Below are 13,784 nucleotides of genomic sequence, written 5' to 3' on the forward strand. Positions count from 1 at the left end.
TGTTGGGTAAAGCTTATGAGGCTAATGGTGATTCCCAGAAAGCCGCGGGAGCTTACTCTACTATTGTTGATAATGATTTAGGTGTTAATAATATTGACCTTTACCGAGCTGGTGCAGCTTTTTGTCAAGCTGGTTGTTACGAAAAAGCGATGAGTTATTTCGAGAAAGTCCAGTTTCTAGAAGGGTTTAAGAAGAGAATTAAAAAAGAGGTACCTGTTGAAGTAATAAAATTTGAGTTTGATGGGAAAGGTTATCTGTTTGGTATTAATGTTTATAATAAAAGCAGTGTTAATCATGACATACTGGTTTCTTCATTGCTGTTAAAACACAGACGGCGTATCGGGAACGAAGTAGATGAGCTTCCATTGGGGCTTCTGTCGGAAACGCGGTTCCTCAACTTTAGCTACCTTGAATTTTACTTCGATCCATCAGCTTTTTATATGTCAATGCATTATTGGGACTTGCATGTGCAGCTTGATGTTGTCGATAAAGTCTATGGCAATGTCTCTGTCACATTGCCGTGTAATCATTTTAGCAAGAGTGTAGTAGAGCATGTAGACGCAAACCCTTGGGTTATGGCTGTAAAGGATGAGGATAATATATTGCATCCTTATAAGACAGTGGGTGGTAAGAAGCTAGCATTTTTGAAGCGGCCTAAAATTGAATATGATGAGGTAGTTTATTACCAGCGTGAAAAGCAAGCGATACAGGAGTATTTTGCTAATAAGAATGAATTGGATGGCCAAAAGGCATGGTTGGTTTTTGAAAAATATTCGAAAACTGCTCAGGATAATGGGCTCTATTTTTTCAAATATGCTGTTGCAAGGCGCGATCATGTTTATTATGTTATAGAAAAAGACTCTCCTGATCTTAAGTATTTGAAAGGTTTCGAGGATCATGTCGTAGAGTTTATGTCTGTTAGTCACATGAAGCTTCTTCTATCTTGTGAGATGATAATTGCTTCCGAAGGAAGGGGGCACGGTTATGCGTGGAGACGCATTAGTGGTTTATTCAAAAAATCATTGCTGGAGAAAAGATATGTATTTCTTCAACATGGCGTAATAGGTTTGAAAAAGCTTGGTAACACGTTTTCAAAGAATAACAAAAACTTTTCAGCTGATAAATTTATTTGTTCATCAGTTTCTGAAAAGGAAATTATTAAAAAGAATTATGGCTATGCGGAAAATGAAATGATTCTTTCTGGTTTGCCTAGATGGGAAGATTTAAAAGATGTTTCAGTAAATCATAATGAAATATTCATGATGCCCACATGGAGGAATTGGCTTGAAGACATGCCCGAGGATGAGTTTTTAAAAACAGAATATTTTGAACGTTATCATGAGCTGATATCCTCAAATGCGTTGAACTCTTTCCTCAAAGAAAGCAATCTCATCATTAGGTTTTTATTGCATCCTAAAATTGCTCATTATCTAACTAACTTTGCGTCTGTTCAGTCGAATATCATGATTGCTGATGCTCAGTGTTTTTCAATACGTGATTTATTACAAAGATCCAAGATTTTAATCACTGACTATTCAAGTGTCGCATGGGACTTTGTTTATCTTAAAAAACCAGTTGTTTTCTATCAATTCGATCAAGATGAATATAAAAAATATCAGGGTGCATATTTGGATTTTTCAAATGATATGCCTGGAATAGTTGCTCAAAACGAAAGAGATTTAGTGTTAAGCTTAAGATCTCTCATGAATCGCATAGACGAAAATAAGCAGCCTGAAGAGTTATATCAAACTTATTTTAGAGGGCTTCAGGAAAATCCCTCAGAAAAGATTTATTCTACTATTCGTTCGATTTAAGAACTATGCCAGAGGTTTTAGATGAAAAAATTATTAAAAGAATGGGACTTTTTACTGCTTGAGAAGCATTTTGTTTTTAAGAGCAATGAAAAAGGTATTAGTCTAGATTATTTATTGTTTTTATCAGACACTTCTCAACTAGATAAATTGTATGCAGTTTTGCGAAAGCTAGCTCCTCAACACTTGAGTGGGCTTATAGCTGGTTCTTCTAGATCAAATTTAAGTGGTTTTTTAATTTAATTTATAACGTTTTTACACATGGAATAGATTTTGAGGCTTCGGAGCTAGATAAGCGAACTATAAAGTTAGCTTATTATACGTTTACTGGGAGAAGCGAGGCGGCATTTGATATCCTGGTTGATGTTTCATATGATCTTGCAAAAAAAGGAAAAGTTGATAGTTTGAATTTTAGCATCATATGTTATTCATTTTTATCTTTGTTTAAGTCTGGGTTTTATAACGAAGCAGTAGTTTTGAGTATGAGTCAATATTTAGTTTCAGAAGAGAAGTTGAACTCTGTTCGACATCGTTTCTTAATCAAGTCTATAGTTGAAAATGAATTGTTAAGTACGAACTCATCATTGCTTAATCCCGCTAAAAACTTTCGTTTTTTAAAGCAAGTGCTAACAATTCTATATAAATATAATGATGAACCTGGTGCAGCCTCATTGGGAGGGCGATTAAATGCTTATATGAGTACCTCAATGAAAAATATGATGATTCACCATCCCTCTGATGCTAGACCTAGAGTTGCTATTATGGTTTCTGGCATGTTTCGAGTTAATGAAAAGGCTCTTTTGGATATAGTGAAGTTTTTGAAAGTGCCGTTAGACGCAGATATTTTTGTTCATACTTGGGATGTGATGGAACAATGGCCTGGTTTAGGTGGTGCTCATACATGGTCAACTCGAGTTTTAAATAGTACTCTAGTTCCGCCGAAAGAAATTGTTAAACAAAAAGATTTTCAAAGAATAATGCCAGGTTTGTTTTCAGCAATTAGTGTTTCCAAAATGTGTTCCTTGCCATCCAGTGCTTATGATGTGCTTAAGCCCAATAAAATAGTCATTGAAAATCAATCTGATTTTATAGAAAAGCTAAATGATAGTTTCATGACGCGTGGGCATTATAATCAGTCAAAAATGTTTTACGGTTTAAAGCGTTGTTTTGAATTGATACAAGAATATGAAAGGGATAATAGTTTCGAATACGATGTGGTAATTAGATGTCGGCCTGATGTAGGTATAAAAAATAGCTCATTAACCGAGTTTAGTAATGTTCAAGATAGGGTTTTATATACGGCATATTCTATGCCTGCTGGCCCACAAGATCAGTTTTTTATGCAAATAGGCAAACTATGGAAGAAATTGTCTCTCTTTGGGATAGCTCGTTGGAAGCAAATCGGTTATCTCCATTCAATCATGGTTTAGAAGATATCGATGCACACACTCTTTTACAAGCATGGCTATTCTTGAAGAATATTTCTATTGGCCATAGAACCGTTGGTACGGTTATGAATAGAGTTTCTCAGAACCTTCTTTTTAATGACAAGAAGTATTCTGATTTGATAGGGAAAGATCTATCTAGCATTGAAGATGTTGATTTGAAAAAACGTTTGTTAGCATTTTTCGTTACATGTGGAATGGTGTCTCACAATGAGTAAAAATATAGTTATAGATCTAGATGGTACATTAACAGTCGACTCAGACTCTGGATATGAAAATAAGCCGTTGAATATAGCTGTATTAGAGCAGTTGAAAGAATACAAAGCTAGAGGATTTAAAATAATAGTACATACAAGTCGTAATATGCGAACTTATGACGGGAATGTAGGCAAAATAAATATTCATACCCTCCCAACTATTATTGAGTGGCTTGATAAGCATGCCGTGCCTTATGATGAAATTCATGTAGGTAAACCGTGGTGCGGGTTTGAAGGCTTTTACATAGATGATAAAGCTATTCGTCCTTCTGAGTTTGTAAATTTAAGCTATGATGAAATTCAAGGCTTATTGTCAAAAGAAAACCCGCACAAAGATGGTGGCAATAAATGATCTTGATTGCATCGGGTGCCTATTTGCAAGGAGAGTTTGTAACTGAAGTTGGGTTAATTCCCCCTAGTTTCTTGCCTCTTGGTAATAAACGTCTTTATGAACATCAGGTTGAGTTGCTTAATAATAGTGTTTTTGATAAAGATGATATCTTTATTTCGTTACCTTCTTCATATAATTTGGATCCCGTTGATGCTGAACGTCTTATGGATCTTGGTGTGAATGTTTTACCGGTTCCTGATGGTTTGTCCTTAGGAGATGCTGTACTTTACTGCTGGAATGCAGCGGCCAAACATTATTCTGATTTGACCATATTGTTAGGCGATACACTTTTTATGGACTTATCGCTTGCTTCAAGAGATGTAATATCGGTACATGAAAATCGTGGTTTTTACAAAAGATCTACTTTAGGTGATAGTACATACGAACTTGATAAAATACATGATGACTGGTCTAGCTCTAACGAAAAAGTTATATCTGGATATTTTAATTTTTCAAATCCACTATTTTTAATGAAGTCAATCGTGGAAGCTAAAGGTGATTTTATTCGTGGAGTTGTTCGTTATCATCAGAAGTTCGATCTTTCTGTTGTTAGTTCAGGTCAGTGGTTAGATTTTGGACACATAAATAGCTATTTTCAGTCACGAACAGCGATCACTACTCAAAGAGCATTTAACGATTTAAAAATCACATCTCGCACTGTGCACAAAGCTTCTTTAAGTAAATCAAAGAAAATTTTTGCTGAAGGGGCTTGGTTCGATAATATCCCTAGTAGTATTCGGCTATATACTCCTGCTTTGCTAAGCTTGGACTCAGGTCTTGAGGATCATAAAAATGCTAGTTACAAGCTTGAGTACCTATATTTACTTCCATTAAGTGATCTTTATGTTTTTGGTCGTTTAACAACAGAGTCATGGAGTGCAATATTTGGTTCTTTATTAGGTATGTTGCAAGATTTTTGCGGCCATTCGCCCTGTGCAGATAATTCAATTAGTCATGAAGAGATAAATAGTTTTTATCTTGAGAAAACGATGAGTAGACTTGATGAGTATTATTTAAAGAAAGGGGGTTCTATTTATGAAGATGAATACTCACTAGCAAGTGGAGAAGCTGTTAGTCTTTTGCAAATTGCTCAGCGGTCATCTAAGTATATTTCTCCGGTTTCAGATCGGGATGTTAGGCTTGTACATGGTGATCTTTGCTTTAGTAATCTTTTGTTTGATAGTCGTGTTGAATCTATTAAATGTATTGACCCGAGAGGTTTAACACCAAGCGGAAAAATAAGCATTTATGGTGATCAACGATATGATTTAGCTAAGCTCTATCACTCTGTAATCGGCTTGTATGATTTCATTATTGCCGGTCGCTATAAAATCGAAAGCTATCAAGGTAGGAGATATATTTCGTTCCCATTTGATTTAAGCTTTGAAGAAGTAATGGGCGATTTATTTAATCGTGTGCTTCTCGAGAAGCTTGGCTATTCTGAGAAAGAAATTTTGGCTATTTCTGTACACCTTTTCCTTTCCATGCTTCCGCTTCACTCGGACCGTTTAGATAGGCAAGATGCTTTTATTCTAAATGCTATTCGCTTGTTTGATAAATTAGAGGTGCATTAATTATGATTGTTATTCCAATGGCTGGTTTGTCAAGTAGGTTTAAGAAAGATGGTTTTCAACTTCCTAAGTACATGCTGGAAGCGCATGGATACACACTTTTTTACCATTCTGTTGCCAGTTTTAAAAAATATTTTGGCTCTGAAAAATTTTTATTTATAGCATTAGATGTTTTTGATACGAAAACTTTTATTCAAGAGCAATGTGAGCTTCTTGGGCTTTGCGAATATGACATTGTTACTCTTTCTGCACCTACTAATGGGCAAGCTGAAACGGTATATTTGGGTGTGGAAAGCGCTGGAGTTTCGGATGATACTTCCCTCTTGATTTTTAATATTGATACTTTTCGTCCTGGTTTTACGTATCCAGATGTTTTTGATTTAAATGAAATTGATGGTTATTTAGAGACGTTTGTTGGTGAAGGGGCTAATTGGAGCAATGTGAAGCCAAGTAACGAGTTACTTCAGACAGTCGAATTTACGGCAGAAAAAAAAGAGATCTCTCAATATTGCTGCACAGGGTTATATTTCTGGAATCGTAAGTCAGATTTTTCTGATGCGTTTATTGAAGCTAAAAGTGCTGGGCTAAGCAATGCACAAGCAGGAGAGTTCTATATAGCACCAATGTACAACACTTTGATTAAAAAAGGCAAAGATGTCCGTTATAGTGTGGTTGACATTAATGAAGTTGTTTTCTGTGGTACACCTGATGAGTACTATGATTTTTTAAAATGTAGTTTGTCATAAATTTGTTATATTAAAAGCCTAGAATGAACAGCTTATTTGCTAGTTTTTTAGGTTTTTATCATGCTTAAAAATCATCTGCCATATACTCTTTTGGGTGGAGTCAACGTCCTAGAGTCCCGTGACTTTGCTCTACGCTCCTGCGAGCACTATGTGGAGGTTACCCAGCGCCTGGGTATCCCTTACGTGTTCAAGGCCAGCTTTGACAAGGCCAACCGTTCTTCCATCCACTCTTACCGTGGCCCCGGCCTGGAAGAGGGTATGCGCATTTTCGAAGACGTAAAAAAGGAGTTTGGTGTGCGCGTAATTACGGATGTTCACGAGCCCTGGCAAGCCGCTCCCGTGGCGGAAGTGGTTGATATCCTTCAGTTGCCTGCCTTCCTGGCCCGCCAAACGGATCTAGTCATGGCGCTGGCCAAAACGGGCAAGCCTATCAACATCAAGAAACCCCAGTTCTTGAGCCCAGGGCAAATGGTCAACATCGTCGAGAAGTTCAAGGAAGCAGGCAACGACCAGCTCATGCTCTGCGACCGGGGCACCAGCTTTGGTTACGATAACCTGGTAGTGGATATGCTCGGCTTTGGGGTCATGAAAAACACCTGCGGCAACCTGCCCATCATTTTTGATGTTACCCACGCGCTGCAGCAGCGTGACCCGCTGGGTGCCGCTTCCGGTGGCCGCCGCAAGCAGGCCCTGGAACTGGCTCGTGCGGGCATGGCTGTGGGTATTGCCGGCTTGTTCCTGGAAGCCCACCCCGATCCGGACAACGCCAAGTGCGATGGCCCCAGCGCCTTGCCGCTGCATTTGCTGGAGCCGTTCCTCACCCAGGTCAAGGCCATCGACGATGCCGTGAAGGCCATGCCTGCGCTGGAAATTGATTAAGGAGCTGACTGTGTCTACCGCTAACCGTGTGGCGCTGGTCATTCCTGCGCGCTTTGGTTCTAGCCGTTTGCCGGGTAAGCCGCTGGCGGATTTGCTGGGCAAGCCCATGGTGCAATGGGTGTTCGAGAAAGCACAGCAGGTGCCTTCTGCGCATACCGTGGTCGTGGCGACGGATGACCAGCGCATAGTAGATGCCGTGAATGCTTTTGGCGGCAAGGCGGTGCTGACTTCGAAGCATCATCCTTCCGGCACCGACCGCCTGGTGGAAGTGATGGGCCAGGTAGAGGCTGATATCTACATCAACCTGCAAGGTGACGAACCGCTGGTTCGCCCGAGTGATGTAGAGCAGCTTGCCCAAGGCATGCTGGCCGACCCCACCGTGGATGTGGGTACGCTTTACCACGCCATCGAAGATGAAGAAGCCCAAAACCCCAACACCGTGAAAGTGGTGTTGGGGCAGGCGGGTAATGCGCTTTACTTCAGCCGTTCGCCCATTCCTTACCCCCGTGAGGGCGATAAACATCCTGGCTTTAAAAAGCATGTGGGCGTGTATGCCTACCGTAAGCGCATTCTGGAGCAGTATACGCAATTGCCTGCCTCGGCATTGGAGCAAACCGAACAGCTCGAGCAGCTTCGGTTGTTGGCAGCGGGCCTGAGCATTCGCGCCTTTGAGGTCGAACCGACGGGGCCAGGGGTGGATACCCCCGAATGCCTTGAGAAAGTGCGGGCGATCCTGGAAGGCAAGCCCTATGCACCGGTATCGCCGCTGGCTCGGGTCAAGCTGCTGATTACCGATGTAGACGGTGTGCTGACCGATGGCGGCATTTACTACGATGCTACGGGCGAATGCTTGAAGCGCTTCCATGTGCGTGATGGCCTGGGCATGCGGTTGCTGGAAGAGTGCGGCATTCGTGTGGCCGTGCTTTCTGGCCGAGATTCGCCCACGCTACGCAAGCGGGTAGCCGACCTGGGAATTGGCCTGCACGCCTTTGGCGTAAAGGACAAATACGCGGCATGTTTGGCGTTGATGGAACAAGCAGGCGTAACGGCGGATCAAACGGCCTGTATCGGGGATGACTCGATCGATCTTCCTGCCTTTGCGGCGTGCGGGCTCTCTTATGCCGTAGCGGATGCACCCAGCTATGTCAAGCAGCACGCAAGCGGTGTGTTGGCCTTAGCGGGTGGCCAAGGTGCCGTGCGAGAACTGGCTGATGCCATTCTTACCGCCCATGGAAGGGCAGATGTGTTCAATTCAGCAAAGGGCTTCCATTCGGTATCCGGTGGAGCCGCCCAATGAGTGGTAGAGCAACGTGATAGAAAAGGATAGACATCAGATGTCGAGTATCAACGTCGGTAAAGAAGTATTTGAAGTTCAGGCCCGCGCATTGGAAGCGGCGGCTGCCCGACTCAATGGTGCTTTCGACCAAGCTGTCAATATGATCCTCGAAACGCCGGGGCGCGTCATCATCTCCGGGATGGGCAAATCGGGCATCATTGGTAACAAGATTGCGGCCACGCTGGCATCAACGGGCACGCCCAGTTTTTCCGTGCATCCTGCGGAAGCCTATCATGGCGATCTGGGCATGTTCACTGCCGACGATGTGGTGGTGTTGATCTCTTACAGTGGTGAAACGGAGGAGGTCATTCGCTTGATTCCTTCCATGCGCCATTTCGGGGTGAAAACCATCGCGATGGTCGGTAACCCGGATTCGACCCTTGGCCGCAATTGTGATCTGGTATTGGATGTGTCGGTAGAGCGTGAAGCGTGCCCCAACAATCTGGCGCCTACCACGTCCACTACCGTGACACTCGCCATGGGCGATGCCCTGGCGGTGGCGTTGATCGAACGTCGTGACTTCCAACCCCATGACTTCGCGGTCTTCCATCCGGGCGGGAGCCTGGGCAAGCGTTTGCTGACTCGCGTCAAGGACGTGATGCACACCGAGTTGCCCATTTGTGCCTCGCAGGACAACATGAAAGAAGTCATCATGACCATTACCCAGGTGGGGCTGGGCATTGCCGTGGTGGTCGATAACGGCACCATCAAAGGCGTGATTACCGATGGTGACTTGCGCCGTGCATTGTTCAACCACGACAGCTTCGATGGCATGACGGCGGCCAACGTGATGACGCAAACACCGCTGACCGTCAACGAGACGGAAATGTTCGCGGATGCCGAGAACATCATGTTGAAAGCCCAGGTAACCTCTTTGTTGGTAGTGGGTGAAGACGGCGTGCTTTGTGGCGTTCTGAAGCTGCAAGACGCTAGTCGGCTTGGCTAAAGGGCCTGGCGTTCACGGAAAGGGTATGGGGGGCGTATGAAAATTTTAGTCGTGGGTGGAGCGGGGTACATTGGTGCCCATATGGTGAAGCAGCTAACCCGCGCCGGGCATGGCGTGGTGGTACTGGATAATCTTTCGACGGGCTTTCGGGAGCTGGTGAAATACGGGACGCTAGTAGAAGGGGATTTGGCCGATACAGCGCTACTGAACCAGCTGTTCGAGCATCATCGCTTCGATGGTGTGATGCATTTTGCCGCTTGTAGTCTGGTAGGTGAGTCGGTAAGCGACCCAGGCAAATATTACCGCAACAATGTGGCCAATACCCTGAACCTGCTGGATGCCATGGTACGCCATGATGTAAAGCGCTTCATCTTTTCGTCTACCGCCGCCACTTTTGGTGAGCCGGATTATGTCCCTATCGATGAAGCTCACCCGCAAGTGCCCATCAACCCTTATGGTGCCAGCAAACTGATGGTCGAGCGGGTATTAAAGGATTATTACGCAGCTCATGGGCTTAGCTCTATTGCGTTGCGTTACTTTAACGCGTGTGGTGCTGACCCTGAGGGAGAGTTGGGGGAGTGTCATGATCCAGAAACACATTTGATTCCGCTGATTTTACAGGCGGCTTCCGGGCGCAGGAAAGCCATTACCGTGTTTGGCCGTGACTACGCCACAGAGGATGGCACTTGTGTTCGTGACTATATCCATATCGAAGATTTGTGCGCGGCCCATGCGTTGGCGTTGCAGGCGTTGGTGGAGGGCACGCAGCAGGGGGCGCTGGGCTTCAACCTTGGTAATGGTCAGGGGTATTCCGTTCAGCAAGTCATCGATGCGGTGCAAGCCGTGGTAGGTGAGGAAGGCTGTAGCATTACCGTAGAAGAAGGCCCACGCCGTGAAGGCGACCCGGCACGGTTAGTCGCCGATGCCGCTCGGGCCAAGCGTGAGCTTGGGTGGCAACCACGATACGCCGATTTACCGACCATCATTCGTCATGCCTGGGCTTGGGAGAAGGCGCTGACGCAACGACAAGTTCGTTAATCTATTCGTTAAACATGATAGGGTGATGCGTTGACACCGTTTTGTCATTCTTCACCAAATACACTGGCCAGCCATCGTGCTGGCCTTTTGCTATGGAAACCATCGAGTGCTGATTGCCACATCTAAACCTATCGCTGCTTCACCCTCAGTGAGTGCCCTGTTGGGAGGGCAATGCCGCTGGTTCAAGCATCGCCCACGGTTTTGTCGGGTGGATGCGGTCGTTGGTTGGGGAGTAAAAGCGAGTGGCCAGCGTGCCGAAGAGTGGGCGCAGAAATATGGGGCACCCTGTTGGCGTCTGGAAGATGGCTTTATCCGTTCTTACTTGCCTGGCCAAGAGTCGGTGGGGCTCTCTTTGGTCGTTGACCATCTGGGCATTTACTACGATGCTTCGCGACCCTCTGCATTAGAAACGCTTCTTGAGTCTGATCGCGATGTGTTGGCAGGTATAGAAGACAAGCTGCAGGATGCCATGGCATTGATTAGCCAACATGCCTTGAGCAAATATAATCATGCGCCTGAGCTGGACAACCAGACATTGCGCGCAGGTGATTCCCAGCGTGTGTTGGTGGTTGACCAGACCTTTGGCGATGTCAGCGTGGCATTGGGCGGCGCCGATGAAACCACGTTTGAGCACATGGTGCAGGCCGCGTTGGACGAAAACCCTCATGCTACGGTTTATATCAAGACGCATCCTGAAGTAAGTGCAGGTGCTAAACAGGGGTACCTTTCGAGCTGGCCTGATCATCCGCGTATCGAGATGCTGCGGCAGGCTGTGAACCCAGTGAGTTTGGTCAAACAGATGGACCGTGTCTACGTGGTCACGTCCACACTGGGCTTTGAAGCATTGCTCGAAGGGAAACCGGTGAGCGTATTTGGTATGCCCTGGTATGCGGGATGGGGAGCAACCGATGACCGCCAACAAAATAACCGGCGCACTCGGGTACGCACGGTCAAGGAGCTGTTCGCTGCCGCTTACTGGCACTATACGCGTTACCTTAACCCTGAAACTCACGAGCCGGGCTCTTTGTTCGATGTGATTACGTGGCTGATACGGCAAAAGAAAATGGCGAAGCAGGTGTCCGGAAGGCGCGTGGCCGTTGGCTTTAACGAGTGGAAAGCCGTTAACCTGGCGCCGTTGATGGGCGGGCACCCTGGTGGTGTGCATTTTGTTGCCAATGCCGAGCAGGCAGAGGCACTGGCGCTGAAGCCTGATGACTGTTTGTTGGGGTGGGGGAGAAATGCGCCGCCAGGTGTTGAGGCGCTGGTGCAGCAAACCGGGGCACGTCAGTTCAGAGTCGAAGATGGTTTTATCCGCTCGGTGGGGCTTGGCGCGCATATGGTGGCTCCACGCTCTATCGTGGTCGATGAGCTAGGCATTTACTTCGACCCCTCTCAGCCTTCGGCGCTAGAGCAGTTGCTGGAAACGATACAGTGTACCGATACCGAGATTGCCAGTGCCCGCCGAGTGCGCCGCTTGATCGTGAAAGAAGGGCTGACGAAGTACAATGTTGAGCCGAGAGTAAAGCCCCGTTGGGCAGGTACTACGCAAGAGGTCGTCTTCGTACCTGGCCAAGTCGAAGACGACGCATCCATTCGTTATGGCGCAACTCTGGTCAATACCAATTTGGGGTTGTTGCAAGCTGCCCGTGAAGCGCATCCCTCTGCGTTTATCGTGTATAAACCGCATCCTGATGTGGTATACGCAAATCGCCACGGAGCGTTGGCGGACACCAGGCAGTGGGCTGATGCCGTGGAAACGAAGTGCTCGGTGGTGAGCTGCCTGGAGTACTGCGATGTGGTGCATACCATGACGTCGTTGACCGGGTTTGACGCCTTGTTACGTGGTAAGCAGGTGGTGACCTATGGCATGCCTTTCTACGCGGGCTGGGGGCTGACGGAAGATCAATCTTCAGGGGATGCGCTCCTGCGCCGCACTCGTCGTTTGACGTTGGATGAATTGGTCGTGGGGGCATTGCTGCGCTATCCACGCTACTGGGACCCTGTCATGAAAGGGTTTACGACCTGTGAGGCGGTTGTGCGTCAAATCGCTGAAGAGCGTAACGCGTTGGAGCGGGAAGGGCGGCTAGGGAACCGCAAGTTGGGAACCTGGCGGCGCAAATGGCGTAAGTGGAAAATTCTCGCTAGCCAGAAAATAAGCGGTACCGATGACTGGTAAGCGGACATATTTCTGACTTGACACTGTCATCATTTTGTCTTTAAACACGCCATAAAATGGTCAGCTAATTGCTGGCCATTTTTATTTTACGGTACTCATTTATTTGCCAGGTCAGCCTTAACCTTGAAATTTATAGACGAGGCACATGACATGGTAGTGAAATCAATGAAAGGTAAAACGCTCGATATCGTTTTTGCTTCAGATGTCAATTATATAAAATACACAGCGGTAACGTTGGCCTCCGTTCTTAAAAATCTCAATGGTTCTGCTCCTCCTGTTCGTGTGTTCATTTTGTTGGATGAATTACTCACGAATGAACTGTTGAGTAGTTTTTTGGATTTGAAAAATATTCATGATTTTGATTTGGTTCAAATAAAAGTCGATGCCTCACAGTTCGAAAATATCAAAACAACGGATGGTATAACGATTGCGACCTACTATCGTTTGGTAATGCATAAGCTGCTGCCCGACGACTGTCACTTTGCTGTCTATTTGGATAGCGACATGATTGTTCAGGAGTCACTTGATAAACTGCTTGATTTCTCGGATGAGAAAATTCTCTTTCATGGTGTCGAAGATTCGATTAGTCGTATCTATAATCGTCGGTTTGGCTTGCCGGAGAAGGCGTGTCATGTCAATGCGGGCGTATTGCTGGTGAATCTGGAGCTGATGAGAAATATCGGCTTCGACGAGAAAGTGGCAGATTTTATAGACGTTAATCAGTATCGTATAGTGCTTGGGGATCAACAGATCATTGCGGAAGTATTTCATGATGTCATGGGGTATTTGCCTCTTTCGTGGAATGTTCACGGTTCCATGTTCAAGCCGGGTTGGATCGATGAACATGTGGGTCTGAGCAACTACTTTAATCGAAAAGATGCAATAAGCGCTGTCGCAAAACCCGCCATTATTCATTACACTCTGAAGCGTAAGCCTTGGATGTCCATGGAGCACCCTCGCTCTAGTGTCTGGTACGACTATCTGGCATTGACGCCTTTTCAAGATGATATTCAAAAGCCGAAAGGGCAAAAGAAACGGGCAAAGGCGGTTCCTTCCGCCGGGTCAGGTATCAGTAAGAAAGCGGCCAAGCCAAAGGTTAATAAAAATACACCCATTCGATTTTTCAGTAAATTATTGCCAGCGTATTTTAAAAGCCTGGCAGCATTACGAACAACACGCCTGAGGGTT

The 13,784-nt window shown here is 45.5% G+C and carries 12 protein-coding genes; all 12 read left to right on the top strand.

Annotated features, from left to right (window positions below; translation table 11 throughout):
• A partial coding sequence (locus B7L71_RS06560; RefSeq protein WP_170919452.1) for a CDP-glycerol glycerophosphotransferase family protein occupies positions 1-1,814 on the top strand: 1,814 nt, incomplete at its 5' end.
• A 21-nt stretch (positions 1,815-1,835) separates the two neighbouring features.
• Positions 1,836-2,054, top strand: coding sequence for a hypothetical protein (locus B7L71_RS17040; protein ID WP_139790062.1), 219 nt, complete (start codon positions 1,836-1,838; stop codon positions 2,052-2,054).
• Positions 2,055-2,293: 239 nt separating this feature from the next.
• Positions 2,294-3,241 (top strand): hypothetical protein, encoded by a 948-nt coding sequence (locus tag B7L71_RS17045; protein ID WP_139790063.1) that lies wholly within the window; start codon positions 2,294-2,296, stop codon positions 3,239-3,241.
• 225 nt (positions 3,242-3,466) lie between these two features.
• The gene (locus tag B7L71_RS06565) at positions 3,467-3,865 is read left to right on the top strand and encodes an HAD hydrolase family protein (RefSeq protein ID WP_081136807.1); all 399 of its coding nucleotides are present in this window, start codon (positions 3,467-3,469) and stop codon (positions 3,863-3,865) included.
• Positions 3,862-5,478: a capsular biosynthesis protein gene (locus B7L71_RS17050; RefSeq protein ID WP_139790064.1), complete on the top strand. Its 1,617-nt coding sequence runs from the start codon at positions 3,862-3,864 to the stop codon at positions 5,476-5,478. Before B7L71_RS06565 ends, B7L71_RS17050 begins: the two co-directional genes overlap by 4 nt.
• A 2-nt stretch (positions 5,479-5,480) precedes the next feature.
• Positions 5,481-6,221, top strand: coding sequence for a capsular biosynthesis protein (locus tag B7L71_RS06575; RefSeq protein WP_081136810.1), 741 nt, complete (start codon positions 5,481-5,483; stop codon positions 6,219-6,221).
• 60 nt (positions 6,222-6,281) lie between these two features.
• Positions 6,282-7,100 carry a 3-deoxy-8-phosphooctulonate synthase gene (kdsA, locus tag B7L71_RS06580; protein WP_081136812.1) on the top strand — a complete coding sequence of 273 codons (819 nt, stop codon included), beginning with the start codon at positions 6,282-6,284 and terminating at the stop codon, positions 7,098-7,100.
• Between the two features lie 10 nt (positions 7,101-7,110).
• The gene (kdsB, locus tag B7L71_RS06585) at positions 7,111-8,397 is read left to right on the top strand and encodes a 3-deoxy-manno-octulosonate cytidylyltransferase (RefSeq protein ID WP_081136814.1); all 1,287 of its coding nucleotides are present in this window, start codon (positions 7,111-7,113) and stop codon (positions 8,395-8,397) included.
• 37 nt (positions 8,398-8,434) lie between these two features.
• On the top strand, positions 8,435-9,382 hold the full coding sequence (locus tag B7L71_RS06590; protein ID WP_081136816.1) for a KpsF/GutQ family sugar-phosphate isomerase: 948 nt from the start codon (positions 8,435-8,437) through the stop codon (positions 9,380-9,382).
• Between the two features lie 36 nt (positions 9,383-9,418).
• On the top strand, positions 9,419-10,420 hold the full coding sequence (gene galE / locus B7L71_RS06595) for a UDP-glucose 4-epimerase GalE (RefSeq protein ID WP_081136817.1): 1,002 nt from the start codon (positions 9,419-9,421) through the stop codon (positions 10,418-10,420).
• A 208-nt stretch (positions 10,421-10,628) separates the two neighbouring features.
• The gene (locus B7L71_RS06600; protein WP_081136819.1) at positions 10,629-12,596 is read left to right on the top strand and encodes a capsular polysaccharide biosynthesis protein; all 1,968 of its coding nucleotides are present in this window, start codon (positions 10,629-10,631) and stop codon (positions 12,594-12,596) included.
• Between the two features lie 165 nt (positions 12,597-12,761).
• On the top strand, positions 12,762-13,784 hold a 1,023-nt coding region (locus B7L71_RS06605), incomplete at its 3' end, for a glycosyltransferase family 8 protein (protein ID WP_170919453.1).

Source organism: Halomonas sp. BC2 (genome assembly GCF_002078115.1).
Taxonomy (GTDB): Bacteria; Pseudomonadota; Gammaproteobacteria; order Pseudomonadales; family Halomonadaceae; genus Vreelandella; species Vreelandella stevensii.

What these genes read in the sequence shown, in the direction of transcription:
- B7L71_RS06575 (WP_081136810.1), top strand. Translation starts at nt 5,481, where the DNA reads ATGATTGTTATTCCAATGGCTGGTTTGTCAAGTAGGTTTAAGAAAGAT.
- B7L71_RS06590 (WP_081136816.1), top strand. Translation starts at nt 8,435, where the DNA reads ATGTCGAGTATCAACGTCGGTAAAGAAGTATTTGAAGTTCAGGCCCGC.
- B7L71_RS06565 (WP_081136807.1), top strand. Translation starts at nt 3,467, where the DNA reads ATGAGTAAAAATATAGTTATAGATCTAGATGGTACATTAACAGTCGAC.
- B7L71_RS17045 (WP_139790063.1), top strand. Translation starts at nt 2,294, where the DNA reads ATGAGTCAATATTTAGTTTCAGAAGAGAAGTTGAACTCTGTTCGACAT.
- B7L71_RS17040 (WP_139790062.1), top strand. Translation starts at nt 1,836, where the DNA reads ATGAAAAAATTATTAAAAGAATGGGACTTTTTACTGCTTGAGAAGCAT.
- galE (WP_081136817.1), top strand. Translation starts at nt 9,419, where the DNA reads ATGAAAATTTTAGTCGTGGGTGGAGCGGGGTACATTGGTGCCCATATG.
- kdsA (WP_081136812.1), top strand. Translation starts at nt 6,282, where the DNA reads ATGCTTAAAAATCATCTGCCATATACTCTTTTGGGTGGAGTCAACGTC.
- B7L71_RS17050 (WP_139790064.1), top strand. Translation starts at nt 3,862, where the DNA reads ATGATCTTGATTGCATCGGGTGCCTATTTGCAAGGAGAGTTTGTAACT.